The sequence below is a fragment of the Achromobacter mucicolens genome, assembly GCF_029866465.1.
In the GTDB taxonomy this organism is placed as follows: Bacteria; Pseudomonadota; Gammaproteobacteria; order Burkholderiales; family Burkholderiaceae_B; genus Achromobacter; species Achromobacter mucicolens.
This window is the reverse complement of record NZ_CP123364.1, coordinates 3,582,127-3,608,457: the sequence shown is the minus strand read 5'-3', so window position 1 is coordinate 3,608,457 and position 26,331 is coordinate 3,582,127. Positions and strand designations below refer to the sequence as shown.

The 26,331-nt window shown below is 66.6% G+C and carries 24 protein-coding genes; 21 read left to right on the top strand and 3 right to left on the bottom strand.

Annotated elements, in window-relative coordinates; genetic code table 11:
• Window position 1 precedes the first annotated feature (1 nt).
• Together QEP15_RS16510 and QEP15_RS16505 are read right to left on the bottom strand one after the other, a co-directional pair.
• Window positions 2-1,645, bottom strand: a complete 1,644-nt coding sequence (locus QEP15_RS16510; RefSeq protein WP_217618963.1) for an NAD(P)-binding protein — start codon at window positions 1,643-1,645, stop codon at window positions 2-4.
• The gene (locus QEP15_RS16505; RefSeq protein WP_056323860.1) at window positions 1,645-3,156 is read right to left on the bottom strand and encodes a polyamine aminopropyltransferase; all 1,512 of its coding nucleotides are present in this window, start codon (window positions 3,154-3,156) and stop codon (window positions 1,645-1,647) included. Before QEP15_RS16505 ends, QEP15_RS16510 begins: the two co-directional genes overlap by 1 nt.
• Window positions 3,157-3,245: 89 nt before the next feature.
• Between QEP15_RS16505 and QEP15_RS16500 the strand changes: the two genes are divergently transcribed.
• From QEP15_RS16500 to QEP15_RS16465, 8 genes are all read left to right on the top strand, one after another.
• Window positions 3,246-3,632: a DUF350 domain-containing protein gene (locus QEP15_RS16500; protein ID WP_152385545.1), complete on the top strand. Its 387-nt coding sequence runs from the start codon at window positions 3,246-3,248 to the stop codon at window positions 3,630-3,632.
• Window positions 3,633-3,671: 39 nt separating this feature from the next.
• Window positions 3,672-4,715, top strand: a complete 1,044-nt coding sequence (locus tag QEP15_RS16495; RefSeq protein ID WP_056323867.1) for an SPFH domain-containing protein — start codon at window positions 3,672-3,674, stop codon at window positions 4,713-4,715.
• 6 nt (window positions 4,716-4,721) lie between these two features.
• Complete coding sequence (locus QEP15_RS16490) at window positions 4,722-6,197, top strand: DUF4178 domain-containing protein (protein ID WP_152384924.1); 1,476 nt, start codon at window positions 4,722-4,724, stop codon at window positions 6,195-6,197.
• Window positions 6,198-6,362: a hypothetical protein gene (locus QEP15_RS16485; RefSeq protein ID WP_172802197.1), complete on the top strand. Its 165-nt coding sequence runs from the start codon at window positions 6,198-6,200 to the stop codon at window positions 6,360-6,362.
• A complete protein-coding gene (gene speD / locus QEP15_RS16480; protein ID WP_152384923.1) occupies window positions 6,359-6,709 on the top strand; it encodes an adenosylmethionine decarboxylase in 351 nt (116 codons plus the stop codon). The genes QEP15_RS16485 and speD overlap by 4 nt, the downstream gene beginning before the upstream one ends.
• Before the next feature lie 130 nt (window positions 6,710-6,839).
• Window positions 6,840-7,598, top strand: coding sequence for a molybdate ABC transporter substrate-binding protein (modA, locus tag QEP15_RS16475; RefSeq protein ID WP_152384922.1), 759 nt, complete (start codon window positions 6,840-6,842; stop codon window positions 7,596-7,598).
• A gap of 27 nt (window positions 7,599-7,625) precedes the next feature.
• A complete protein-coding gene (modB, locus tag QEP15_RS16470; protein ID WP_056323878.1) occupies window positions 7,626-8,312 on the top strand; it encodes a molybdate ABC transporter permease subunit in 687 nt (228 codons plus the stop codon).
• Window positions 8,309-8,995, top strand: coding sequence for a sulfate/molybdate ABC transporter ATP-binding protein (locus QEP15_RS16465; RefSeq protein ID WP_279990622.1), 687 nt, complete (start codon window positions 8,309-8,311; stop codon window positions 8,993-8,995). The genes modB and QEP15_RS16465 overlap by 4 nt, the downstream gene beginning before the upstream one ends.
• Window positions 8,996-9,034: 39 nt before the next feature.
• On the opposite strand, the gene QEP15_RS16460 is transcribed toward QEP15_RS16465, so the two are convergent.
• Window positions 9,035-9,829 (bottom strand): TOBE domain-containing protein, encoded by a 795-nt coding sequence (locus tag QEP15_RS16460; RefSeq protein ID WP_152384921.1) that lies wholly within the window; start codon window positions 9,827-9,829, stop codon window positions 9,035-9,037.
• Between the two features lie 175 nt (window positions 9,830-10,004).
• Here QEP15_RS16460 and QEP15_RS16455 point away from each other — a divergent pair, with 175 nt between their 5' ends.
• The 13 genes from QEP15_RS16455 (at window position 10,005) to QEP15_RS16395 (ending at window position 26,290) form a co-directional block, all read left to right on the top strand.
• Complete coding sequence (locus QEP15_RS16455; RefSeq protein WP_180098340.1) at window positions 10,005-10,601, top strand: DUF4136 domain-containing protein; 597 nt, start codon at window positions 10,005-10,007, stop codon at window positions 10,599-10,601.
• A 10-nt stretch (window positions 10,602-10,611) separates the two neighbouring features.
• Window positions 10,612-11,808: a DUF3734 domain-containing protein gene (locus QEP15_RS16450; RefSeq protein ID WP_175155871.1), complete on the top strand. Its 1,197-nt coding sequence runs from the start codon at window positions 10,612-10,614 to the stop codon at window positions 11,806-11,808.
• Between the two features lie 173 nt (window positions 11,809-11,981).
• Window positions 11,982-12,440, top strand: coding sequence for a winged helix-turn-helix domain-containing protein (locus tag QEP15_RS16445; protein ID WP_376751082.1), 459 nt, complete (start codon window positions 11,982-11,984; stop codon window positions 12,438-12,440).
• A 204-nt stretch (window positions 12,441-12,644) separates the two neighbouring features.
• A complete protein-coding gene (locus QEP15_RS16440; protein WP_152384918.1) occupies window positions 12,645-13,943 on the top strand; it encodes an efflux RND transporter periplasmic adaptor subunit in 1,299 nt (432 codons plus the stop codon).
• A 65-nt stretch (window positions 13,944-14,008) separates the two neighbouring features.
• On the top strand, window positions 14,009-17,239 hold the full coding sequence (locus tag QEP15_RS16435; protein ID WP_152384917.1) for a multidrug efflux RND transporter permease subunit: 3,231 nt from the start codon (window positions 14,009-14,011) through the stop codon (window positions 17,237-17,239).
• Window positions 17,236-18,729 carry an efflux transporter outer membrane subunit gene (locus QEP15_RS16430; RefSeq protein WP_152384916.1) on the top strand — a complete coding sequence of 498 codons (1,494 nt, stop codon included), beginning with the start codon at window positions 17,236-17,238 and terminating at the stop codon, window positions 18,727-18,729. Before QEP15_RS16435 ends, QEP15_RS16430 begins: the two co-directional genes overlap by 4 nt.
• Window positions 18,726-19,466 (top strand): pyridoxine 5'-phosphate synthase, encoded by a 741-nt coding sequence (gene pdxJ, locus QEP15_RS16425; protein WP_062839094.1) that lies wholly within the window; start codon window positions 18,726-18,728, stop codon window positions 19,464-19,466. Before QEP15_RS16430 ends, pdxJ begins: the two co-directional genes overlap by 4 nt.
• A 38-nt stretch (window positions 19,467-19,504) precedes the next feature.
• On the top strand, window positions 19,505-19,939 hold the full coding sequence (gene acpS / locus QEP15_RS16420; protein WP_152385544.1) for a holo-ACP synthase: 435 nt from the start codon (window positions 19,505-19,507) through the stop codon (window positions 19,937-19,939).
• 49 nt (window positions 19,940-19,988) lie between these two features.
• Window positions 19,989-21,047 carry a beta-N-acetylhexosaminidase gene (gene nagZ, locus QEP15_RS16415; protein ID WP_152384914.1) on the top strand — a complete coding sequence of 353 codons (1,059 nt, stop codon included), beginning with the start codon at window positions 19,989-19,991 and terminating at the stop codon, window positions 21,045-21,047.
• Window positions 21,010-22,836: an excinuclease ABC subunit UvrC gene (gene uvrC / locus QEP15_RS16410; protein ID WP_226846315.1), complete on the top strand. Its 1,827-nt coding sequence runs from the start codon at window positions 21,010-21,012 to the stop codon at window positions 22,834-22,836. Before nagZ ends, uvrC begins: the two co-directional genes overlap by 38 nt.
• 206 nt (window positions 22,837-23,042) lie before the next feature.
• The gene (pgsA, locus tag QEP15_RS16405; RefSeq protein WP_056323904.1) at window positions 23,043-23,615 is read left to right on the top strand and encodes a CDP-diacylglycerol--glycerol-3-phosphate 3-phosphatidyltransferase; all 573 of its coding nucleotides are present in this window, start codon (window positions 23,043-23,045) and stop codon (window positions 23,613-23,615) included.
• Between the two features lie 159 nt (window positions 23,616-23,774).
• Window positions 23,775-25,082 carry an MFS transporter gene (locus QEP15_RS16400; protein ID WP_152384912.1) on the top strand — a complete coding sequence of 436 codons (1,308 nt, stop codon included), beginning with the start codon at window positions 23,775-23,777 and terminating at the stop codon, window positions 25,080-25,082.
• 206 nt (window positions 25,083-25,288) lie between these two features.
• On the top strand, window positions 25,289-26,290 hold the full coding sequence (locus QEP15_RS16395) for a cytochrome-c peroxidase (protein ID WP_152384911.1): 1,002 nt from the start codon (window positions 25,289-25,291) through the stop codon (window positions 26,288-26,290).
• Window positions 26,291-26,331 lie beyond the last annotated feature (41 nt).

Sequence of the window (26,331 nt, the reverse complement as noted above, 5' to 3'; positions counted from 1 at the left end):
TTCATCCTTGTTCGTGGTGGCCCAGGATACGCCCTGCCGCCTTGACGCCCCACCATGAGGCCTCTTCGAAGACCGAATACCCTGACAGGTCGGCGTGCGCGAACAGCACCGGTCCGTCCACCGCACGCAGGGCAGCCAGGCCCGGATTGGACAGGTAGCCGCAGACCGGCGAGGCCATCGCGTGGCCGCGCACCGTGATCTCAAGCTGGCGGGCGTTGCGCCAGAATTCCTTGCCGTACGCCGCAACCAGATCCGCCGCCGCGATGTCGCGCAGGTCCTGCGGGCTGGCGCGCGTCAGCCAGTCGCGCGCCGCTTGCGGCGTCTGGCCGCTTAGCGCGTGATACGCCGTGAACACGCTGCGCGGCGTGCGCGCCACGCGCAGCAGCTGGTGCGTGGACACGACGTAACCCAGCGCTTGGCCTTCGTAGACGACGTTGTCCCACGACAGGGGCTCGCCGGGGGCTTCGAGCGGGTAGCCGTCCATGACGAAGTTCGACACCATCCAGGCCGCATGCGGCGCGGTGTGCACGGCCGGGTCGTAGCCATACGCCCGCAGGTCGGGCAGCAGGCGCTGCGCGACGAAAAGCGGCATGGCGCACACCGTGCGGCGCGTCTGCACGGCATAGGCGCTGGCGGCGCCGTCCGGCGAGTCCTTCACGCACAGGACGCGCGGGCCGGCGGGCAGTTCGTCGATGCGCATCGCCGTGCCTTGCAGCAGCCAGCCGGTGTGGCCGAGCTGCTTGGTGATGGCGTCGCGCATGCGGTCGGCCAGCACGGCCAGCCCGCCCGGCCACGTCAGCACGGCGCCTTCGCCGGCGTTGGCGGCATGGCCGTCGCGGCTGGCAAAGTAGTGCAGGCCTGCCCACGCCGACACTTCGTCGTGCCGCGCGCCGTAGTCGTCGCGGCAGCAGTAGTTCAGATACCAGTGCAGCGCGGGCGAGGTATAGCCCTCTTGCGTCAGCCACGCCTTGAACGTCAGGCCATCCAGCGCGCGCCAGGCCGGATCGCGCGAGGACAGTTCCAGCGGGATGCAGAACACCTTGCGGCCGTCGTTGCCAACCTGCGTGCGCAGTTGATCGATCAGCGCCAGAAAGCGCCGGTGCTGCGCGGCGTCGGCGTCCGGCACGCCCGTCATGGGCAACAGGCCTTCTTCCCAGCGCCCGTTGCGCAGCAGTCTTTCCTGCGGCGAATGCACGAGAACCGCTTCGTCGTAGTAGGGGCGGGCGTCGCCCGCGCCGTGTTCGAGGATGCCAAAGTCGGCCAGCATCTCGCGCACGTGGGTCGAAGCCAGCGACGGCAGGGGCAGGTAATGCGCGCCAGTTGGGTAGTCCAGGCTGTCGCGCTGGCTTGCCGCGGCATTGCCCGCGAATTCGGGGCCCTGCACCACGACGAAATCGGTGAAGCCCTCGCGCGCCAGCTTCCAGGCGCAGGACAGGCCGGCGACGCCAGCGCCCAGGATGGCGACCTGGTGCTGCCGGGTGCCCGACGGATGCGGCAGGGCCGCCTTGTCGCGCAACGCGTGGCCGGCCTGCATGCCCGGGTAGAGCACGTCCGGCGTCGTCTCAACGACGCGCGATCGCCAGTACCCGACCGAACCTGCGGCGGCGGCCGTGGCAGCGCCCAGAAGGAAGCTGCGCCGGCGCATCAGCGGATGACCTTGCGCCAGTCCTCGTCGAAATAGCGCACGAGCGATTGTTCGTTCAGGCGGTTCGGCGGCATGGCCAGCGCCGGCATGTCGGCGGGAAAATGAAAGAGCTCGCGCACGGTGACGGGGTCCAGGTAGCGCGTGGCCACCGTGATCTTCTCGGGCGGCGCGTAGTCGCGCCGCTTGCTGGCCAGGATGAAGCCCCAGTCGCCGAACGACGGCACGTAGGTGTGATACGGCCAGGTGTTCAGGCCGGCTTCCTTGAGCGTCGCGTCCACGCTCCAGAACGAGCGCGGGGCAAAGTAGGGCGAGGTGGACTGCACGACCATGTAGCCGTTTTCGGCCAGGTGCCGCGCCATCAGGTGGTAGACCGGCACGGAATACAGCCGGCCCAGGCCGAAGTTGGACGGGTCGGGAAAGTCCACCACGATGAAGTCGTACACCTGCGCGTGGGATTCCAGCCAGCGGCCGGCGTCGTCATTGATGACGGTGACGCGCGGGTCCTTGAGCGAACCTTCGTTCAGCTTGACCAGCGGCTCGGAACGCGAAAACAGGTTCGTCATGGCCGGGTCCAGGTCCACCAGCGTGACGTGCTCGACGTGTTTGTACTTGAGGATCTCGCGCACGGCCAGGCCGTCGCCGCCGCCCAGCACCAGCACGTTTCGCGCCCACGGCAGCGCCTGCAGCCCCGGATGCACCAGCGATTCGTGATAGCGGTGTTCGTCGCGCGACGAGAACTGCAGGTTGCCGTTGATGTACAGGCGCAGGTCGTCGTGCCAGCGCGTCACTGCCAGGCGCTGGTACTGCGTGGTCTCCGCATGGATCACGTCGTCGCCGTACAGGCCTTTTTCGGCCCAGGCGGTCATGCTGCCGGAGTAGACGAACCCCAGCCCCAGGATGCCGATCACCACGCCCGCGCGCACGGCCTTTTCGCCGGGCCGGCTGACTTCGGCACGGAACAGCCACGTGGTCCAGAGCGCCACGCTGGCGTTCAGGATGCCAAAGAGAAAGCTGGTGCGCAGCAACCCCAGCTTGGGCGCGAGCAGCAACGGAAACACCAGCGACACCGCCAGCGCGCCCAGATAGTCAAAGGTCAAGACGCGGCTGACAATTTCACGGAATTCCGCCTTGCGCTGGTTGAACACGCGCATCACGAGCGGGATTTCCATGCCCACCATCAACCCGATGATGAAGACGCCCACATACAGGGCCGCGCGAAAGGGCGCGGACAGCCACGCGAACACCAGGAACAGCACCGCGGCCGAGACGCCGCCCAGCAGCGCCACCAGCAGCTCGACGTCGATGAAGCGATTCAGAACGTCTTCGTCTCTTACATATTTTGACAACCACGAACCGATGCCCATGGCGAAGAGATAGCAGCCGATCACCGACGAGAACTGGAGGATCGAATCCCCAAGCAAATAGCTGGCGAGCGCGCTGCTGATGAGCTCGTAGCCCAAGCCGCAGGACGCGACGATCAGTACCGAAAGAATGAGAACGCGGTCGCGCATAGGGTGTCCGAGCCAAAAAATGCGTTCGCAGTATATCGAACGCGACGTATATACTGCGCGCAATTGGGAGGCTGGCAATGGGAGAAGCAATGCATCCGGCGGTGACCTATCTGATCTACATCGTTTCAGCGCTCATCATGCTGGGCGTTTTCACGGCGGTCTACACCGCCGTCACGCACTACAAGGAATTCGACCTCATCCGCGAGGGCAACATTGCCGCCGCCCTGTCCTATGGCGGCGCGCTGGTCGGTTTCAGCCTCACCCTGTGTTCCAGCATCGCGGTCCACGCCAGCTTCTTCATGTTCGTGGTGTGGGGCGTGGCGGCGATGATCGTGCAGATCGTCGTGTACGCCGTCGTGTCCAAGGCCATAAAGGGCATGACCGACGCCATCGCGGAAAACAACATCGCCATGGGCGGCCTGATCGGCGCGATCTCGCTGGCGGCCGGCATCGTCAACGCCGCCTGCCTGACCTGAGCGCGGCGCGCAATCCCCGATCTGACAGGAGGACTTTCCATGAGTCTCGGTTCATTCATTCGCAAGCAGTTCATCGACATCCTGCAATGGAACGAGGATCGCGACGGCGTGCTCGCCTGGCGCCATCCGATGCAGGATTTCGAAATCCAGTACGGCGCCAGCCTGACCGTGCGGGAATCGCAGATGGCGGTGTTCGTCAACGAAGGCAAGGTGGCCGACGTGTTCGGCCCCGGCATGTACAAGCTGACGACGCAGACGCTGCCGATCCTGACCTACCTGAAGAACTGGGACAAGCTGTTCGAGTCGCCCTTCAAGTCGGACGTCATCTTCTTCAGCACGCGCCTGCAACTGGGCCGGCGCTGGGGCACGGCCCAGCCGGTCACGCTGCGCGACAGCGAGTTCGGCATGGTGCGCCTGCGCGCGTTCGGCGTGTATTCGTACCAGATCTCCGATCCCGGCAAGTTCTATCGCGAAATCAGCGGCACGCGCGACGTGTACACGGTGGACGACCTGGAGGCGCAGCTGCGCAACATGGTCGTGGCCGCCATGACGACCGCCCTGGGCAGTTCGAAGGTGCCGTTCCTGGATATCGCCGGCAACCAGGGGCTGATGTCGCAGAGCATTGCCGAGCAGCTGGCGCCCGTGTTCGACCGCTATGGCGTCAAGCTGGACAACTTCACGGTCGAGAACGTGTCGCTGCCCGAAGAACTGCAAAAGGCGCTGGACACCCGGATCTCGATGGGCATGGCTGGCGACCTGGGCAAATTCACGCAGTACCAGACCGCGACGTCGATCCCGCTGGCGGCCCAGAACGAGGGCGGCATCGCGGGCATCGGCGCGGGCCTGGCCGCGGGCGCGGCGCTTGGCCAGACGATGGCGCAGGGCCTGGGCGCGGCGCAAGGCCAGCCGCAGCAACCCCCGCAGCAACCCGCCACGCAGCAGGCGCAGCAGCCGGCCCAACCCGCGCAGGCCGATCCGGTCCAGCGCCTGCAGCAATTGAAAGACCTGCTGGACAAGGGCCTCATCACGGCGGCGGATTACGATTCGGCCAAGGCCGAAGTGCTGAAGAAACTCACCAGTTAAGGCGCCATGCAGCAGGTTCTGTGTCCGCAGTGCGGCGCCCCAGTCAAGTTCACGTCCGCAGCCTCCGTCATGGCGGTCTGCGGCGCCTGCCGCAGCACCTTGCTCAAGGATGCCGAGTCGGTCAAGCGCATCGGCGAGGCGGCGGAGGTCCTGGAGGACTATTCTCCGCTGTGCCTGGGCGCGGCGGGCGCGCACGACGGCAAGCGCTTTGACGTCATCGGCCGCATCCAGATGCGCTTTGACGAGGGCTTCTGGAACGAGTGGTACCTGTGGTTCGAGGACGGCACGGACGGCTGGCTGTCGGACGCATCCGGCCAGTACGCCGTCACGCGGCGGCGCAAGGCCAAGACCGCACAGGAAATGCCGGCGTTCGACAGCATTTCTCCCGGCGACGAATTCAAGCTGGACGGCCAGCGCTTCGTGGCGGCGGACGTGCGCGTGAGCCAGGCCGGCGGCGCCCAGGGCGAGTTGCCTTTCGTGCCGGGTGACGGCTGGCAGGCCAAGGTGGCCGACTACCGGAGCCTGGACGCCTTTCTCACGCTCGACTATTCCGACGGCCCGCAGCCCGAGCTCTACATCGGCAAGGCATTCGACCTGTCCGCCATGCAGGCGGGGTCGCTGCGCACCGCAGAGCAGGTCGAGGAAACGGCGGGGCGCTTTCGCGGCCAGATCAAGGCGTTGGACTGCCCCAACTGCGGCGCGCCGATCTCGTTTGTGGCTGCCATGGCCACGAATGTGGTTTGCCCGTCATGCGCGGCGGCCGTCGATTGTTCCGGTCCCACCGCCGAGGTCATCGAAAAGGCGCGGCGCGTCGAGAAGATCCGCGCCACGCTCCCGCTGGGATCGGTCGCCAAGATGGAAGGCGTGGACTACACGCTGATCGGCCTTATGAAATGCGCCGATCCCGACCCCGAAGAACCGTCCAGCTGGACCGAGTACCTGCTGTTCAACGCCGCCAAGGGGTTTGTGTGGCTGGTGGAGTCGGACGAAGGCTGGGAACGCGTGCAGGTCTGCGACACCTGGCCCAGCCATAACAACGCCTCCAGCGTGCGCTGGCGCAACCGCGAATACAAAAAGCTGTACGACTACACCTCGCGCGTGGAAATGGCGCTGGGCGCCTTCAACTGGCGCGTGAAGGTGGGCGACAGCACGCAGATCACCGATTACAAGGTCGGCACGCTGAAGCTGACCCGAGAACTGGGCGACAAGGAATTGGGCTGGTCGGCGTCGGCGCCGGTGTCGCCGGCGCAGCTGGCGCAGTGGTTCGACCGGCCGGAACTCAACCGCCAGAAGGCCATGCGCATGTCGTCCGGCAAGGCCGCCGGGGGCTACCGCAAGTGGGCCAAGGGCGCGCTGATCGCGATGCTGTTCCTGAACTTCGGCAACATCTTTGACGGCCGCTTCATTCCGGTGCTGATCGGGATGGTGTTTCTCTGGCTTCCGGCCCTCCTGGCCGACACGCTGATGGGCGAGGACGAATAGATGAAAGGCAAGTTGTTGTATGCCATCTACGCGGTGGTGGTCGTGCTGGCCACCACCAGCGCCAGTGCGCCGGGCACGCGCCTGGCCGGCGGCAGCAGTAGCAGCAGCTGGGGCAGCAGCTATTCGGGCGGATCGGGTTGGTCATCGGGCGGATCCCACAAGTGACCGTCCACGCAACACCCGGCCGCCACGTGCTGGCCGACTTTCGCGGCGTGGCGCCCGGTCTGCTGACCGACGCGCAGGCGCTGGAACGCCAGATGACCGCCGCAGCCCACGCGGCCGGCGCGCAAGTGCTGAGCGCGCATTTCCATCATTTCGGGGCAGGGGCGGGGGTCACCGGCGTCATCCTGCTCAGCGAATCCCACATCAGCATCCATTCCTGGCCCGAGCATCGCTTCGCGGCCCTGGACATTTTCATGTGCGGGGCCGCCCGGCCCGAAGACGCGCTCGATTTCCTGCGCGCCGCCCTGGCGCCCGAATCCGTCGACGTCACGACGGTTGCCCGCGGCTAGAAGGCAGCCCGTCAGGCTGGCCTGGATTATTCCTTGATATTTCATAAATGCGGCCTGGGCCAAAATTGACGAGCGTTATATACCTGGATATATTTCGATGCCGAATCGTTGGTTTCCACAGGAGAAGGACATGCTTCACAAACGCCCGCTCATCGCGCTGACCCTGGCGCTCGCCGCCGCGTGGGGCGCCAATGCCAGCGCGGGGGAACTGGTGGTGTCGGCCGCCGCCAGCCTGACCAACGCATTCAAGGACGTCGCGCAAGGCTTTGAAAAGGAACACCCCGGCACCAAGGTGATCCTGAATTTCGGCGCCTCCGATGTGCTGCTTCAGCAGATCGTGAAGGGCGCGCCCGCCGACGTGTTTGCGTCGGCCGACCAAAAGGCCATGGACAAGGCGGTCGAGGAAAAGGCCGTCAAGCCCGCGTCGCGGGTCGATTTCGCGGCCAATGAGATCGTGCTGATCGTCCCGACCGACAGCAAGGCCGGCATCAAGACGCTCAAGGACCTGGAGCGTCCCGAGATCAAGCGCATTGCCTACGGCAATCCGTCCTCGGTGCCGGTGGGCCGCTACACGCAGGCTGCACTCCAGGCCCAGGGCCTGTGGGATGCCGTGCAGGCCAAGAGCGTGCTGGCGCAGAACGTGCGCCAGAGCCTGGACTACGTGGCGCGCGGCGAGGTCGATGCGGGCTTTGTGTTCGCCACCGACGCGGCCGTCATGCCGGGCAAGGTCAACGTGGCCGTGCGCGTGCCGTCGCAGACGCCCGTGACCTATCCGATTGCGCTGACCACGCGCGAGGCCGCCGCCAACGAAGCCGAAAGCTTCGTCAAGTATGTGCTGTCGCCGGCCGGGCAGGCGATACTGTCGCGCTATGGATTCCAAAAGCCCTGAGTGTCCGTTCAATCGTAGTGAATACCGATGAGTGATCCGGTCTGGGTCCCGCTGCTGCTTTCGTTGAAAGTGGCAGGCTGGGCGACGCTATTGGCGACCGTGGCCGGCACGGCCGCGGCGTATTGCCTATCCCGCTGGCGCTGGCCAGGCCGCGACCTGCTGGACGCCATCCTGACCTTGCCGCTGGTGCTGCCGCCGACCGTGCTGGGCTACTACCTGCTGGTGCTGCTGGGCCGGCGCGGCATCATCGGCGAAACGCTGGCGGGCTGGGGCATCGAACTCGTCTTCACCTGGCAGGGCGCCGTGGTCGCGGCGTCCGTGGTGGCTTTTCCGCTGGTGTTCAAGTCGGCCCGCGCCGCCTTCGAAAGCGTGGATGGCCAGCTTGAAAACGCGGCGCGCGTGCTGGGCGTGGGCGAGGCGGGCGTGTTCTTTCGCGTCACCTTGCCGCTGGCCGCGCGCGGGATCGCCGCGGGCGTGCTGCTGGCCTTTGCGCGGGCGCTGGGCGAGTTCGGCGCCACGCTGATGATCGCGGGCAACCTGCCGGGCCGCACGCAGACGTTGTCGGTCGCCATCTACGAAGCCGTGCAGGCCGGCGACGACGCCACCGCCAACATGCTGGTGCTGGTCACGTCCGTGACCTGCATCGTCGTGCTGCTGGCCGCCGGCAAGCTGGTGCCTATTGGCGCCGGCCAGCGCAACGGAGGCGGGCGATGAGCATCGACCTTTCCGTGCGCAAGCACATGGTGTCGGGCGATCGGAAGTTCGAACTCGACGTGCAATTCAAGTCGGCCGCCAAGCGCATCGCGCTGTTTGGCCCGTCCGGCGCGGGGAAAAGCCTGACCCTGCGCGCGGTGGCCGGACTGCTGCGCCCGGATGCCGGCCGCATCGAGGTCAACGGACGGGTGCTGTTCGACAGCCAGGCAAGCATCTGCCTGCCCGCGCGGACCCGCCGCGTGGCCTACCTGTTCCAGGACTATGCGCTGTTTCCCCACCTGACCGTGGCGCAGAACATCGCCTTCGGCCTGCGCCGCGGGTGGTTCAATCCGCCCCGGCGCGAGGTGACGCGTGAGGCCCGGCGCTGGGTCGACGCGTTCGAGCTGGGCGCCATCGTCGGCAGCTACCCCCACGAAATTTCAGGCGGGCAAAAGCAGCGCGTCGCCCTGGCGCGGGCCCTGATGCTGCAGCCCGACATCCTGCTGCTGGACGAACCGTTTTCCGCGCTGGACTCGCAGCTGCGCGGCAAGATGCGGCAAGAGCTGGATACGCTGCAACGCCAGCTGGATGTGCCGATGCTGCTGATCACGCACGATCCCGCGGACGTCGAGGCGCTAGCCGACGAGGTCTTTGAAGTGCGCGAGGGCAGGGTGGGGCGCCACGACGAGGACGTCGGGCTCTAGTGCGCCGGGGTGGCGGCCGCCTACGCCGGCGGCTGCGCGTCAGTCGAGCACGCCGAGGATCACGCTGGACGCCTTGAAAATCGCCACGGCTTCGGCGCCAACGTCCAGTTTCAGGTCGGCCGCGCTTTCGTTCGTGACGATGGCGGCCAGCGTCGTGCCGCCGTCCATCGCGATCAGGATCTCGCTGTTGACGGCGCCCGGCCGCAGGTCGGTGATGCGCCCCTGCAACTGGTTGCGCGCCGACAGGCGCAGGCCCGGGCCCGGCGCGCCCACGATGACCGACGACGCCTTGACCAGCGCGATGGCTTCCTTGCCGGGAGCCAGGCCCAGTTCTTTCGTGCTTTCACGCGTGATCGTGGCTGTAACGGTATGACCGCCGGCAATACGCAGGAGCACTTCGTCGTTGACGGCGCCCGCGCGGATCTCGATGACGGTCCCCAGGAATTTATTGCGTGCGCTGGTCTTGAGCATGAATCGCCTCATCAGGTCGATGTCGCCGCTGGCATCCAGCCCCGCGCGCGTCAGGTTGTCCATGAACTTGCGGTGTTCGACTTCAAGCGCCCGGAAGGTCGCGATCAGGCCGCGCGCCCGATCGGTAAGCTGCGTGCCGCCGCCGCCCTTGCCGCCCGCCGCGCGCAGCACCAGCGGTTCACCGGCCAGGTTGTTCATGGCGTCGATGGCGTCCCAGGCCCCCTTGTAGCTCATGCCCACGGCGCGTGCCGCCGCCGTGATCGATCCGGTGGCGTCGATCTGCGCCAGGAGGTCGATGCGGTTCTTGCCGCCCCAGGTCTGGGCGCCGGAGCGAAACCAAATGGAGCCGTCGAGTTCAAGCATGCGCGTGTCGGTAGGAGTGGCCGGGAGCGACGGGAAGTGTAACGGACCGGGCGCGGGGCGCAATGCGGCCGCGACGATTCCGGGCGAAGGTCTGGTGGTTGCGAATGAGATTCTGTTGAAACTTTGGTGGCTTCGCGGCACTATGTTGTCGCCTTGAACTCACGGAGAGATCGACATGAAAGCGTTGAAAATGCTGACGGCGGGTTCCATGACGGCATTGCTGGCGGCCTGCGCCTCCGGTCCAACGGTCAAGAGCGACTATGACCACCAGGCCAATTTCGCGCAGTATCAGACCTTCGGCTACATGTCTCCGCTGGGTACGGACAAGGCCGGCTACAACACGCTGCTGACTGAACGCCTGAAGAGCGCGGCGCGCGGCCAGATGGAAATGCGCGGGTATACCTACAGCGCCACCAATCCCGACCTGTTGTTGAACTTTGGCGCCAAGCTCCAGCAGCAGACCGAAGTCACGCCCGGCTTCGCGCCCATGGGTCCGTATTACGGCTACCGCACCGGTTTTTACGGCGGCTGGCCCGGCTATGGGTGGGGCGACGACGTCTATCAATACACCGAGGGCACGCTCAGCGTTGACCTGGTCGATGCGCGGCGGCGGCAACTGGTCTGGGAGGGCGTCGCCGTCGGCGAAGTCCAGGATCCGGGCAGCGCCGGTTCGCAGCAGAACGTGGACAAGGTGGTGGCGGAGATCTTCGCCAAGTATCCGTTCCGGGCCGGCGTCGGCACGCCGCAGGTGCCGGACAAGACCAAGCGCTAGAGGACGCCGCATGACTGCAAGCCGCGAGGCCCTGGCCGAAGACACCGGCGACACGCCGCCCTACGACACCGTCGCGCTCGTGCTGCAGGGGGGCGGGGCGTTGGGTTCGTACCAGGCAGGGGTGTACCAGGGCCTGCACGAAGCCGGCATCCGGCCCAACTGGATTTCCGGCATTTCCATCGGTTCGATCAACGCGGCCATCATCGCCGGGTCCCCGGAAGACGAGCGCGTCGAGCGCCTGCGCGGCTTCTGGGAAAGCATCTGCAGGCCTACGGGCTTTGCCGCGCTGCCGTGGGGCGACACCTTGGACGGCATGTTCGAAGGGGTGCCGTTCGGGTTTGGCTCGCCCGCCATGAACGGACAGGTCTCCGCGCTGCAAGCCCTGTTGACCGGCCAGCCGGGCTTTTTCAAGCCGCGCTTTCCGCCGCCTTACCTGGTGCGCGGGCGCGGCGCCGCCTCCACCAGCTTCTACGACACGACGCCTCTGGCCGCCACCCTGCGCCAGTTCGTGGACTTCGACCTGCTCAACAGCGGCGCGGTGCGGGCCAGCTTCGGCGCCGTCAACGTGCGTTCGGGCAATTTTGCGTATTTCGACAGCCTGCACGACACCCTGCGGCCCGAGCACATCATGGCGTCGGGCGCCTTGCCGCCCGGCTTTCCGTCGGTGGAGATCGATGGCGAGCATTACTGGGACGGCGGCATCGTCTCCAACACGCCGCTTGCGCAGGTGCTGACCACGGACAACCTGCGCGACACGCTGGCGTTCCAGGTCGACCTGTGGCCCGCGCGCGGCCCGCTGCCGACGTCGCTGGAAGAGGTGGCCGAGCGGCAAAAGGACATCCAGTATTCCAGCCGCACCCGGTTGGTCACCGACCAGCTGCGGCGCGTCCTGAAACTGCGGCACGGCTTGCAGCGCCTCTTGGAACGCCTGCCGGAAAGCGAGCGCAGCGCGCCCGACCTGGCGGACATCCGCAAGCTTTCGCACACGCCGGCCACCAACATCGTCAACCTCATCTACGAAGCCAAGCACCGCGAGCGCTACTCCAAGGATTACGAGTTCGGCACCGAAGCCATGCGTGAGCACTGGGAGTCGGGCCTGGCGGACATCCGCCATACGCTGGAAAAACCCGGCATCCTGGCCCGGCCCACGCAGGACAGCTGCTTTGTCACGCACGATATCCATCGCAACGGGACCCATCATTCGTAGCACGGCGGCGGCTTACCGTGGTTGGCGGGGTGTGCAGGTCGGATTGGTCTGATAGATGCGCGGCGACGGGCTGAAATCCGCGCCGCGCAGGTAGGCTTCAAGGACATTCCGCAACCTTGTTCCGGGACGGGCCGCCCCTTGCATGCCGGCGGCCATCCTGGTGGAGATCCGCCTTGAATGCTCCTGTGCCCGCTCCCTTCCTTGCCAAGCCCGGCACGCGCAAGCCCGCGCGTACGTCCGCCAGCAACGCCGCATGCAGCCCTCCATGCAGCCCCGCGCGGACGCAACCGCCCGCCGGCTGGGCGCCGGGCCTGCCCCAAGACCCCGTGGACGGGTGGTGGAGCCTGCTCTACTGGGGCTGGACGCTGCAATTGCCCAACGGCGCGCGCTTGGACCTCACCGAAGTCGAGCGCGCCTGCTTCGCGTGCCTGGTCAGGAATCCGCAGCGTGAATTGGTCCGCGAGGAAGTGAAACACCTGCGTGGCGGCATGAACATGCGGTCGCTGAATGTCGCGATCTGCCGGCTGCGCACCAAGGTCCGCCAAGCGGGTGCGCGGCTGCCCCTGCACACCGTGCATGGCGTCGGCTATGCGTTCCTGGGCAATCTCCGAGAGCTCGCCAGCAGCAAATAACTGTTGCGCGATTGCGCCTGAAAGTTCCCCCGCACCCCCCAAAAGTACGTGATTTCCCCAATATCTGAGTTACATTACTGGGCTATTCACGTGTCGTTGGTGACGCTTGGTCATGATTTGATCGCTGCTCTTCGGCACGTTCGAATTGCTGCGGTTCCTGACGCGATTTCACGATGCGATTCATTACGCTACGCGGGGGTTTCAATGCGGTTTTCGCCTAAACGAATTTCGGGTCTGGCTGTTTCCGGCGGCGTCCTCGCGCTGATATTGGCCGGTTGCGGGGAAAAGCCCCAAATGAATCCCGGCATGCCCCAGGTCAGCGTGGTCACGGTGCAGCCGCAGCGCGCGCCCATCGTCTCGGAATTGCCGGGCCGCGTGGATGCCGTGCGCGACGCGCAGATCCGCGCCCGGGTCACCGGCATCGTGCAGCGCATCACCTTCGAGCAGGGCGGCGACGTCAAGGAAAACCAGCTGCTGTTCAAGATCGATCCGGCGCCCTACAAGGCCGCCTACGATCAGGCGACGGCGCAGTTGAAGCAGGCGCAGGCCAACCTGTTCAGCGCCAAGCTCCTGGCCGACCGCTACGCGCCGCTGGTCAAGGCCAACGCCGTCAGCAAGCAGGAATACGACAACGCCGTGGCGTCCTTCCGTCAGGCAGACGCCACCGTGGCCGCCGCGAAGGCCGCGCAGGACAACGCCGCCATCAACCTGAGCTACACGGACGTCACCTCGCCGATCACCGGCCGTATCGGCAAGCCGCTGGTCACCGAGGGCGCGCTGGTCGAATCCACGTCCGCCACGCAAATGGCCACGGTGCAGCAGCTCGATCCCATCTACGTCGACTTCACGCAGTCCACCGCCGACCTTGCCGCCCTGCGCCGCGCCTTTGCCAGCGGCCGTCTGCAGCAAGTGGGCAAGGACGCCGCCCGCGCCACCGTCGTGCTCGAAGACGGCTCCGAATACGAACATCCCGGCAAGCTGCTGTTCACCGGCATCACGGTGGATCCCAGCACCGGCCAGGTGAACCTGCGCGCCGAGGTCCCCAATCCCGATGGCATCCTGCTGCCCGGCATGTACGTGCGGGTCCGCCTGGAGCAGGGCTTTGACGATGTTGCCCTGCTGGTTCCCCAGCAGGCGCTGCAGCGCACGGCCGACGGCAAGCAGAGCCTGATGCTGGTGCGCGACAACAAGATCGCGCAGGCGCCGGTCACCACTGGCGGCGCGTACGAAAACAACTGGCTGGTCACCAGCGGCCTGAAGGCAGGCGACGTGGTCGTGGTCGAAGGCTTCCAGAAGATCCGCCCCGGTGCGCCGGTGCAGGTCAGCCAATGGAACCGGGGCGGCACGCCCGCGCAGGGCGGCGCGCCCGCCGCGCAGCCCGGCGCCAAGCCCGCCGAACCTGGCGCGCAGCCCGGCGCCAAACCGGCCGAACCCGCCCAGCAGCCCGGCGCCAAGCCGGCCGAGCCGGCCCCGCAGGACAAGGCCGCCGGCCAGAAATCGTAAGCGGCACGCGGCGCAGCAAGCGCCGCGTTCCTCTTTGGTGAGCATCGCTTTCAGAGTCAGCCCACATGCCGCAATTTTTTATCGATCGACCAATCTTCGCCTGGGTAGTTGCCCTTTTCATTCTGCTGGCAGGGGTGTTGGCCATCCCGAACATGCCGGTTGCGCAGTACCCCGATGTGGCCCCGCCGGCCATTACGATCACCGCGACCTACCCCGGCGCGTCGGCCCCCGAAGTGGCCGAGTCGGTCACCAGCATCATCGAAGACCAGCTCAACGGCGCCAAGGGCCTGATCTACTACGAGTCCGTCAGCGACTCCTACGGCACCTCGACCATCACCGCGACCTTCGCGCCGGGCACCAATCCTGACCTGGCGCAGGTGGACGTGCAGAACCGCGTGTCCAACGTGATCGCCCAGCTGCCCAGCGCGGTGCAGCAGCAGGGCCTGCAGTACGAGCAGACGAGTACCGGCTTTCTGATGATCGTGACGCTGTCGTCCACCGATGGCTCGCTGGACCAGACGGCGCTGGCCGACTACATCACCCGCAACGTGAAGAACCCGGTTTCGCGGGTGCCGGGCGTGGGCCAGTTCCAGTTGTTCGCCGCGCCTCGGGCGATGCGCGTCTGGCTGGACCCGGCCAAGCTGGTCGGCTTCAATCTCAGCATGGCCGAGGTCAACAACGCCATCGCCAGCCAGAACGTGCTGATCTCCGGCGGCAGCATCGGCGCGCCGCCCAACCCGGAATCGCAGCGCATCACCGCCACGGTCACGGCCAACGGCCAGTTGAGCACGGTCGACGGCTTTGGCCGTATCGTCCTGCGTGCCAACACCGACGGCTCCAAGGTGCTGCTGCGCGACGTCGCCCGCATCGAGGTCGGCGCCGATAACTACCAGTTCGGCGCGCGCCTGAACGGCAAGCCCACGGCGGCCTTCGCCATTGTGCTCTCGCCCAACGCCAACGCGCTGGCCACGGCGCAGGGCGTGCGCAACCAGATGCAGGAACTGTCCAAGTACTTCCCGGGCAACATCCAGTATTCGGTGCCGTACGACACCGCGCCCTACGTCAAGGTCTCCATCGAGCAGGTGCTCCATACCCTGGCCGAAGCCATGGTGCTGGTGTTCCTGGTCATGTACCTGTTCCTGCAGAACGTGCGCTACACGCTGATCCCGGCGCTCGTGGTCCCGGTGGCCATGCTGGGGGCGTTCGCCGTGATGCTGGCGCTGGGCTTCTCGATCAACGTGCTGACCATGTTCGCGATGGTGCTTGCCATCGGGATTCTCGTGGACGACGCCATCGTGGTCGTCGAAAACGTCGAGCGGATCATGGCGACCGAGGGCCTGCCGCCCAAAGAGGCCACCAAAAAAGCCATGCCGCAGATCAGCGGCGCCATCATCGGGATCACGCTGGTGCTGGTGACCGTGTTCCTGCCGCTGGCCTTCATGAGCGGGTCGGTGGGCGTGATCTACCGCCAGTTCTCGGTGGCCATGGCCGTGTCCATCTTCTTTTCGGCGCTCTTGGCGCTGACCTTCACGCCGGCGCTGTGCGCCACGATCCTCAAGCCGGTGGCCAAGGGCCACCACGAGGACAAGAAGGGCTTTTTCGGCTGGTTCAACCGCAAGTTCGACGCCACCACGCACGGCTACCAGAACTGGGTGTCGCGCATCCTGCACAAGGGCGGCCGGATGATGCTGGCGTTCCTGGTGCTGGTCCTGCTGCTGGGCTGGCTCTACCTGCGCCTGCCGTCGTCGTTCCTGCCCGAGGAAGACCAGGGCTACGTGGTCAGCAACATCGAGCTGCCCACCGGCGCCAGCGCCAACCGTACCGTCGAGGTCATCGAGCAGGTCGAAAAATACTTCCAGGGCATTCCCGCCGTCGAGAACATCATTGCCGTGCAGGGCTACAGCTTCAACGGCAACGGTCTGAACGCGGCCATCGCCTTCACGACGCTCAAGGACTTCAAGGACCGCAAGGAACGCCAGGATTCGGCCGGCGCGATCGCCTTCACGGCGTTCGAAAAGCAGCTCATGGGCATCCATGACGCGCAGGTCTTCACGCTGGTTCCGCCGGCCATCTCGTCGCTGGGCAACGCCACCGGTTTCGACTTGCGCCTGCAGGATCGCGGCGCCGCCGGCACCGAGGCCCTGGCGGCTGCCACCGCGCAACTGATGGGCGAGGCCATGAAGAGCCCCGTGCTGTCGCAAGTCCGTATCACGGGCCTGTCGGCGGGCACGCAGCTCAGCCTGAACATCGACCGCGACAAGGCGGCCGCGCTGGGCGTGGACTTCAACGAAGCCGCATCGCTCATCTCGACCGCGGTCGGCTCGGCGTACCTGAGCAAGTTCCCCAACCTGGGCCGGATGCAGAACATCTGGGTCCAGGCCGATGCGCCGTACCGCATGCAATTGTCCGACGTGCTCAAGCTGAACGCCCGCAACGCGCAGGGCGGCATGGTGCCGCTGTCCACGTTCGTCACGGGCGAATGGGTGCAGGGACCGGTGCAGGTCGTGCGCTACAACAGCTACGAGTCGATGCGTATCGGCGGCAGCTCGGCGCCGGGCTACTCCACCGGCGAGGCCATGGAAGAAATGCAGCGGCTGGTCGCTCAGCTGCCGCAAGGCTTCGGCTACGAGTGGACGGGGTTGTCGTACCAGGAATTGCAGGCCGGCAACCAGGCCCCCATCCTGATGGGCCTGTCGCTCCTCGTCGTGTTCCTGGTGCTGGCCGCGCTGTATGAAAGCTGGGCCATCCCCATCTCCGTCATGCTGGTGGTGCCCCTGGGCATGCTGGGCGCGGTGGCGCTGGTCAGTGCGCTGGGCATGTCCAACGACGTGTACTTCCAGGTCGGCATGGTCACCGTGATCGGGCTGGCGGCCAAGAACGCCATTCTTATCGTGGAATTCGCCAAGGACCAGTACGCGCGCGGCATGGGCCTGTACGAGGCCGCAGTGGAGGCCGCGCGATTGCGCTTCCGGCCCATTCTGATGACGTCGCTGGCGTTCATCCTGGGCGTGATTCCGCTGGCGTTGGCCACCGGCGCGGGCGCGGCCAGCCAGCGCGCGGTGGGCCTGGGCGTGCTGGGCGGCATGCTGGCCGCCACGCCGTTCGCCGTGATCTTCGTTCCGACATTCTTCGTGGTGGTGCTGGGCCTGTTCAAGACCCGCCCGCGTCTGCTCGGCGCCGAACTGCGCGCCTTCGAGCAGGAGCAGGCCGAAAAGAAGGCGGCGGCCGAAAAGGGCGCTGCCCCGGCAACGCCGCAGACCGCACAACCCACTGGTGGCCAGGAGGGCAAGGAATGAAAGCCCTGATGTTCAGACAGACCGCCTTGTCCGCCTTTGTGGCGGTGGCGTTGGCCGGCTGCTCGCTGGCGCCCGATTACAAGCGTCCCGACGCGCCGGTCAGCCCGGCGTGGCCGGATCAGCCCAAGGTGCAATACGGCGCGTACTCGCGCGCCACCACGCTGGGCTCGCAGCCCGCCGCCGACGTCGTGCCGCAGGCCGGCACACCTGCGGCGGACCTGGGCTGGCGCGAATTCTTCCGCGATCCGCGCCTGCAGGCCCTCATCGAGCTTGCGCTGGTCAACAACCGCGACCTGCGCGTCGCGGTCCAGCGCGTCGAAGAGGCCCGGGCGCAATACGGCATCCAGCGCGGCGCGCAGTGGCCCAGCATCGGCGCCGGCATCCAGGGCCAGCGCCAGCACCTGCCGGCCAACATGCGGCCCGGCGGTCCGGATTCCAGCTCGATCAGCAGTTCCTATCAGGCCGGCATCGGCCTGACCACGTTCGAAATCGACCTGTTCGGCCGCCTGCGCAACTTGTCCGAAGCCGCGTACCAGCAGTACCTGTCGACCGAGCAGGCGCAAAAGACCGTTCACATCACCTTGGTGGGTTCGGTCGCGCAGTCGTATTTCAACCTGCGCGCCGCTGAAGTCCAGTTGGACCTGACGCAGCGCACGCTGGCCTCGCGCCAGGAATCGTATGACCTGGTCAAGCGCCGCTTCGACGGCGGCGTGGCCTCCGAACTGGACCTGAACCAGTCCAAGTCGCTGCTGGACACGGCCTCTGCCGACCTGGCGCAACTGGCCCGCGCCCGCGCGCAGGCCATGAACGCGCTGGTCCTGGTGGTGGGCACGCCGCTGCCCGACACGCTGCCCCCGCCGGCCACGTTCGGCCGCGACCAGGTGCTGGCCGCGGTGCCGTCGGGCCTGCCGTCCGATCTGCTGGAGCGCCGGCCCGACATCGCCGCCGCCGAAAACCAGCTGCTGTCCGCCAACGCCAACATCGGCGCGGCGCGTGCGGCGTTCTTCCCGACCATCTCGCTGACTGGCCTCTTGGGCGTGGCCAGCCCGTCGTTGGGGGATCTGTTCAAGGGCGGGCAGGGGTATTGGAGCTTCTCGCCGTCGATCACGACCCCGCTGTTTGCGGGCGGCAGTATCCGCGAAGGACTGAACCTGGCCAAGGCGCGCGACAATATCGCCGTGGCGCAGTACGAGCAGACCATCCAGCAGGCGTTCCGCGAAGTCTCGGACGCGCTGGCGGGCGAGGCCACCTACGGGGCGCAGCTCGATGCCCAGCGCGCGCTGCAGGATTCGTCGGCGCGGACGCTGGAGTTGTCGAATTTGCGTTATACCAACGGTATCGACAGCTACCTGCAGGTGCAGACCGCGCAGGTGGACTTTTTCAACGCCCAGCTCGCATTGGTGCAAACCGGCCTGGCCGCGCTGATCAACCGCGTGGAGCTGTACAAGGCGCTGGGCGGCGGCTGGGAAGAAACAACGAAAGTGCAATGATAGAACTTGGTGTAAATATCGATCACGTCGCCACGTTGCGGCAGCAGCGCCACACGGCGTACCCCGACCCGATCGCCGCGGCGCTGCGCGCCGAGGACGCCGGCGCCGACCTGATCACGCTGCATCTGCGCGAAGACCGGCGGCACATCCAGGATGCCGATGTCTACGCGATCCGCCCGCAGTTGCGCACCCGCATGAACCTGGAATGCGCGGTCACGCCGGAAATGCTTGAGATCGCCTGCGCGGTCAAGCCCAGCGACGTGTGCCTGGTGCCCGAAAAGCGCACCGAGCTCACGACGGAAGGCGGGCTGGAAGTGGCCGGCGCGATGGGCCCGGTGTCCGACGCGGTGGCGCTTCTGACCGAAGCCGGCATTCGCGTTTCGCTCTTCATCGATCCGGACCCGGTTCAGATCGCCGCCGCCGCCAAGGCCGGCGCGCCCGTGATCGAACTGCACACCGGCGCCTATGCCGAGGCCGAGGGCGAGGCCGCCCACGCCGAACTGCAGCGCATCCGCCTGGCCGTGACCGAAGGGCTGCGCCACGGGCTGCGCGTGAACGCCGGACATGGCCTGCATTACGGCAACGTCAAGCCGGTGGCCGCGCTGGACGGCATTTCCGAACTCAACATCGGCCACGCCATCGTGGCGCAGGCGATCTTCGACGGCTGGGAAAAAGCCGTGCGCGACATGAAGGCGCTGATGGTGCAGGCGCGGTTGCACGCGCTGCGCGGGCTTTGAACGCGGGCCGATGACGCGTTTTGACCGCTAGCCAGGCGATGCCGATGTCCGACTCTTCTTCCGCCACGCCCGCCGGCGCCATTGCCGGCATCGGCATGGACCTCCTGCGCATCGACCGGATCGAGCGCGCGCTGGCGCGCCACGGCGACCGGTTCGCCGAAAAGATCCTGGGACCCGAAGAACTCGTCAAATTCCATGCCCGCCGCGCGCGCGACCCGGTCCGCGGGCTGCGATTCCTTGCCACGCGCTTTGCGGCCAAGGAAGCCTTTTCCAAGGCGATCGGCCTGGGCATGCGCATGCCGATGACGTGGCGGCGCGTGCAGACGCTGAATGCGCCGGGCGGCCGCCCGGTGCTGGTGATCGCGCCCGAATTGCAGGCCTGGTATGCCGAACGGTTCGGCGCGGCCCACGTTTCCATTACCGATGAATCCGACATGGCCGCCGCGTACGTGGTGGTCGAGCGCAAGCCCTGAGCCCGGGATGTTTCCCGCCGGCTTGCCGCACATCTACAAGGACACCTCCATGGCCAAAAAGAAATCCAAGGCGGTCCTGCCCCCCGGCCCCGTGATGGTCGATGTGGCGGGATACACGCTTACGAAGGCGGAAAAGAAGCGCCTGCGCCACCCGCTGGTGGGCGGCGTCATCCTCTTTGCCCGCAACTTCGAGAACCGCGCCCAGCTCACCGCGCTGACGCGTCAGATCCACAGGGCGCGCAAGGAGCCGCTGCTGATCCTGGTGGACCACGAAGGCGGCCGTGTGCAGCGGTTCCGCGAAGACGGTTTCACGCCGTTGCCTCCGATGCGCGCGCTGGGCCAGTTGTGGGATCAGGATCCGCTGCAGGCGATGCGCCTGGCCACCGAGGCCGGGTACGTCCTGGCGGCCGAACTGCGCGCCTGCGGCGTGGACATGAGCTTCACGCCGGTGCTGGACCTGGATTACGGCGTCAGCAAGGTCATCGGCAACCGCGCCTTCCACGCCGATCCCCGCGTCGTGACCATGCTGTCGCGCGCGCTGGTGCAAGGCCTGGCGTTGGCTGGCATGTCGGCCTGCGGCAAGCATTTCCCCGGCCACGGTTACGTCGAGGCCGACTCGCACCACGAGATCCCCGTCGATCCGCGCACGCTGGACGAGATCATGAAGGACGACGCCGCGCCCTACGCGTGGCTGGGCGATGCGGTCCTGCCGTCCGTCATGCCCGCGCACGTGATCTATCCCAAGGTGGACAAGCACCCGGCCGGATTTTCCAAGCGCTGGGTGCAGGACATCCTGCGCAAGCGCCTGGGCTACGATGGCGTGGTGTTCTCGGATGACCTGACCATGGAAGGCGCCGCGGTCGCGGGCGACATCCTGGACCGGGCCAACGCCGCGCTGCGCGCCGGTTGCGACATGGTGCTGGTGTGCAACCGCCCGGACCTGGCCGACGACCTGCTGTCGCGCCTTGAGTTCGACCATGCGCCCGAGTCCGTTGCGCGCATCCGGCGCCTGATGCCGCGTTTCGATGCGCCCGATTGGGATACCTTGCAGGCCGAAAGCCGTTACCAGAATGCCCGACGACTTCAATCTCAAATCGTTCCTGTCTGACCTGCCGCATCTGCCGGGTGTCTACCGGCACCTGGATGCGGCCGGCGAGGTCATGTATGTCGGCAAGGCGCGCGACCTGAAGAAGCGCGTCTCGTCGTATTTCCAGAAGACGCTGTCCAGCCCGCGCATCGCGCAGATGGTGGCCAAGGTGGCGCGGCTGGAGGTCACGGTGACGCGCTCCGAGGCCGAAGCGCTGATCCTGGAAAACAACCTCATCAAGAGCCTGAAGCCGCGCTACAACATCCTGTTTCGCGACGACAAGTCCTATCCGTACCTGCACATCACGGGGCATGACTGGCCCCGCATCGCGTACTACCGCGGCGCCACCAACAAGCGCGGCCAGTTCTTCGGCCCGTTTCCCAATGCCTGGGCCGTGCGCGAAACCATCCAGATCCTGCAAAAGGTCTTTCGCCTGCGCACGTGCGAAGACAGCGTGTTCGCCAACCGCTCGCGCCCCTGTCTGCTGCATCAGATCGGGCGCTGCTCGGCGCCTTGCGTGGGCGCCATCGAAGCGGCCGAATACGACCGCGACGTGCATCGCGCCGTCCGCTTTCTGAACGGCGAGGCCAAGGACGTCATGGGCGAGATCGAGGCCCGCATGCAGCAGGCTTCCATGGAGTTGCGCTTCGAAGAAGCCGCGGCGCTGCGCGACCAGATGGGATCGCTGGCGCGCGTGCTGCACCAGCAGACCATGGAAAACGTCAGCGGCGAAGACACCGACATCATTGCGGTGGCCATTGCCGGCGGCAAGGTCTGCGTGAATCTGGCGATGGTGCGCGGCGGCCGCCATCTGGGCGACAAGCCGTTCTTTCCTTCGCACGCCGAAGGCGAGGCCGCGCCGCAGGTGCTGGAAGCCTTCGTGGCCCAGCATTACACCGAGAACGCGATGCCGCCGATCCTGGTGTGTTCGCACACCTTGCCCGATCCCGAACTGATCGCGCTGCTGGTCGAGCAGTCGGGCGGCCGGCCGACGCGGGTGCTGTCGCGGCCGCAGGGCACGCGCCGGTCGTGGCTGGAGCAAGCGGCAAAGAACGCCGAAATGGCGCTTGCCCGCGCGCTGACCGAATCCGGCGCCCGGGCGGCCCGCACGCTGGCGCTGGCTGAAGCGCTGGACCTGGACACCGACGAAGCCGCGCTTGACGCGCTGCGCATCGAGTGTTTCGACATCAGCCACACCGCTGGCGAAGCCACCCAGGCTTCCTGTGTGGTGTTCGAGCACCACGACATGCAGCCTTCGCTGTACCGCCGCTACAACATCGCCGGCATCACGCCCGGCGACGACTACGCGGCCATGCGCCAGGTCCTGACCCGGCGTTTTGCCAAGGTGGCCGACGGCGACGCGCAGATGCCCGGCCTTGTCCTCATCGACGGCGGCAAGGGCCAGGTCGAGGTCGCGCGCAAGGTCTTCGCGGAACTGGGGCTGGACATCCAGACGCTGGTGGGCGTGGCCAAGGGGGAAGGGCGCAAGGTCGGCCTGGAAACCCTGGTCTTCGCCGACGGCCGTCCGCCGGTCGCCCTGGGCGGCGAATCCGCCGCGCTGATGCTGATCGCCCAGGTGCGCGACGAGGCCCACCGCTTCGCCATCACCGGCATGCGCGCCCGCCGCGCCAAGACACGCAACGTCTCGCGCCTGGAAGAAATCGAAGGCGTGGGCGCCCGCCGCCGCCAGCGCCTCCTGGCCCGCTTCGGCGGCTTCTCCGGCGTTGCCCGCGCCAGCATCGAGGACCTGGCCTCGGTAGACGGCATCTCGCAAGACTTGGCAATCCGCATCTACGAGGCGCTGCGCTGACACCCTGGAATCGCCCAGATGTCACGAACTTGTGTCACCCTCGCCGCCGACCACCGATATGCCAAACCCCAAATTTCAACCACTCCACCCGACGAGCAATCCGGGCCGCGCGGATCCGGCTCCGCCGGTCCGCAGAGGCGCCCCCTTGAGGGGGAAGCGCCAAAGGCGCTTCGGGGGTGGGCTCTAGCTGTTAGGATACGGACACTATGCCAATTAACGTTCCCATTATTCTGACGTGGCTGCGTATCGCCATGATTCCGCTGGTGGTCGGGCTGTTCTATCTGCCCGAAAGCTGGATGTCTGTTCCCACGCGCGATACGCTGGCGGCATGGGCCTTCATCATCGCCGCGCTGACCGACTGGTTCGACGGCTGGCTCGCCCGGCGCTGGAACCAGACATCGGCATTTGGCGCATTTCTGGACCCGGTGGCCGACAAGCTCATGGTCTGCGCCGCGCTCATCGTGCTGCTTGACCTGAGCCGGGTCGACGCCTTCATCTCGCTCATCATCATCGGCCGTGAAATCACGATTTCCGCGCTGCGCGAATGGATGGCCAAGATCGGCGCCAGCGCCAGCGTGGCCGTGCACCGGCTGGGCAAGTTCAAGACGGCGGCGCAGATGATCGCCATTCCGTGCCTGCTGTATAACCAGACAATCTACGGCGTCAGCACCAAGCTGCTGGGCGACGTGCTGATCATCGTGGCCGCGGTGCTGACGGTGTGGTCGATGCTGTACTACCTGCAACGCGCCTGGCCCGCGATCCGCGAAAAAGCCATGTAGTATCGATTTTCCGGGCCGGCTGAATAAGCCGGCCCGGCGCAGTTGCAGACCCTGCAGTCGCAAAAAAATTAGGCCCGGGCAAGTACCCGCGCGCCGCCGGAGACAACCCGCGAACCGCCACGGGCGGAACGCATCCTGCCGCCTTCGCGGCCTTGTGCAATGAACACCGCTACCGCCGCCACCCCCTTGCTCTCGGACGCCGACGTACGCCGGCGCGACTGGAAAATCATCCTGCTCATCGGCGTCGCGCACGCGTCGTCCCACTTCTTCCAGCTTGTGCTGCCGTCGCTGTACGGCGCGCTGGGCCTTCAGTTCGGGCTGGACTTCGCGCGGCTGGGCCTGCTGGTCTCGACGTTCTATGTGGTTTCCGGCATCGGCCAGGCATCCTCGGGTTTCGTGGTGGACCGCATCGGCGCGCGCCCCGTGCTCTGGTTCGGGCTGGGCTGCTTCGTGCTGTCGGGCGTGCTGATCGGATCGGCCACCGGCTACGTCATGCTGATGGCCGCCGCCGTCATCGGCGGCATCGGCAATTCAGTGTTTCATCCGGCCGATTACTCCCTCATCAACCACCGCGTCACCGCGCCGCGGCTCGGCCATGCGTTCTCGACGCACGGCCTGACTGGCAACCTGGGGTGGGCGCTCACGCCCGTGTTCATCACCACCATCACGCTGTTGGCCAACTGGCGCGTGGCAGCCTATAGCGCCGCCGGCCTCGTGGCGCTGGTGCTGCTGCTGACGGTGCTGGGACGCGACCTGCTGGGTGGCCCGTCGCCCGTCGAGGCCGGCGGCGACGCCAAGGATGCCGCCAACGCGCCCAAGCCCGCCGCCAAACCGCAAGAGGGCGTTCTGGCCACGCTGTCCGCGCTCTTGTCCAAGCCCGCGCTGTGGGGCGCTTTCCTCTTCTTTGCCTGCACTTCCATCGCGCTTTCGTCGGTGCAGAACTACACCATTCCCTTGCTGGGCCAGCTTTACGACCTGTCCAAGGTCACGGCCAGTTCCGCGCTGTCCGGATACATGGTCGCCTCGGCGGTGGGCATGGCGGCCGGCGGCTTCCTGGTGTCGGCCAACCCGCGCACCGAGCGCACCGTCATGGTGGCGCTGATCCTGGCTGGCCTGACGCTGGTCGTGCTGGCGCTGGGGCTAGTGCCCGCCGTGCTGGCCGCGCCCGTCGTGGGCCTGGCCGGTTTCTGCTCGGGCGTGGCCGCACCGTCGCGCGACATGCTGATCCGCCGCGTGACGCCCAAGGGCTCGACCGGCTCGGTCTACGGCCTGGTGTATTCGGGCATGGACGTGGGCTCGGCGCTGGGGCCGCTCGCTTTCGGTCTGCTCCTGGATGCCGGCCTGCGGCAAGGCCCGTGGGTGGGTGCGGGCGTGGCGTTCGCCGTGGCCGCTTTCCTGGCGCAGTGGATCGCGGTGCAGGCGCGCCGCGCCGAACCGCCCGCGGCGGCGGCAGCAGCGCGGCCGTAATGCGGTGAGACCGCGGGCGCCGTAACCGCAGGGCGCCCCAACCCCTTTGATCGCCCCGCACGGCGCCAGCGCTGCCTTGCGCGCCATCAAGCACGGCATCGCCGCGTGCGCCCCGGCCGGCGCCGCTTGATGCCTCGCAAGGCCAGAGCATGGCTTCCCCGATGTAATAACCATGTGGTTGATCTGGTTATTCACAGGAGAAGCAAATGAGAAAGACAAATACGCTGCTGGCCGTGGGACTCGTACTGGGACTGTGGGCAAATCAGGCGTGGAGCGCGTCGCAGGAACCCATCCAGCCGATCGCGCCCGCCGTCATCAAGGAACCCGCCAAGGTCGAACTGGGCAAGAAGCTCTTCTTCGATCCGCGTCTGTCCCGCTCCGGCGCGATCTCCTGTAATTCCTGCCACAACCTCGCGATGGGCGGGTCCGACAACCTGAAGGCCTCCATCGGCCACAAATGGCAGCAGGGCGGCATCAATTCGCCGACCGTGCTCAATTCCAGCCTGAACATCGCCCAGTTCTGGGATGGCCGCGCCAAGGACCTGCGCGAACAGGCGGGCGGCCCGATCGAGAACCCCATGGAAATGGCGTCCACCCACGAGCTGGCGGTGCAGGTGCTCAATTCCATTCCGGGCTACCGCGCCGAATTCAAGCAGGTCTTCGGCAAGGACACGATCACCATCGGCGAGGTGACCAGCGCGCTGGCCGCGTTTGAAGAAACCCTGGTCACGCCGAATTCGCGTTTCGACCAGTGGCTCAAGGGCGACAAGAAAGCGCTGACCGTCCGGGAACTGGCCGGGTACGAGCTTTTCAAGAACAGCGGCTGCGTCGCTTGCCACAACGGCGTGGCGGTGGGCGGCAACTCGTTCCAGAAGATGGGGCTGGTCACCCCCTATATCACCGAGAACAAGGCCGAAGGCCGCGCCGCGGTCACGGGCAAGGACGCGGACCGCTTCAACTTCAAGGTGCCGACGCTGCGCAACGTCGCGCTGACCTACCCGTACTTCCATGACGGCGAAGCGGCCACGCTGACGCAGGCCGTCGACGTGATGGGCCGCCTGCAACTGGGCCGCACGTTCACGCCCGATGAAAACGGCCAGATCGTGGCATTCCTGAAGACACTCACGGGCGACCAGCCAGTCATCCAGTACCCGGTGCTGCCGCCGTCCGAAGACGACACGCCGCGGCCTGAGCCGTTCGTGAAGTGAACATAGACCGGTATCGCTGGACAGTAAACGTAGAACGGCCG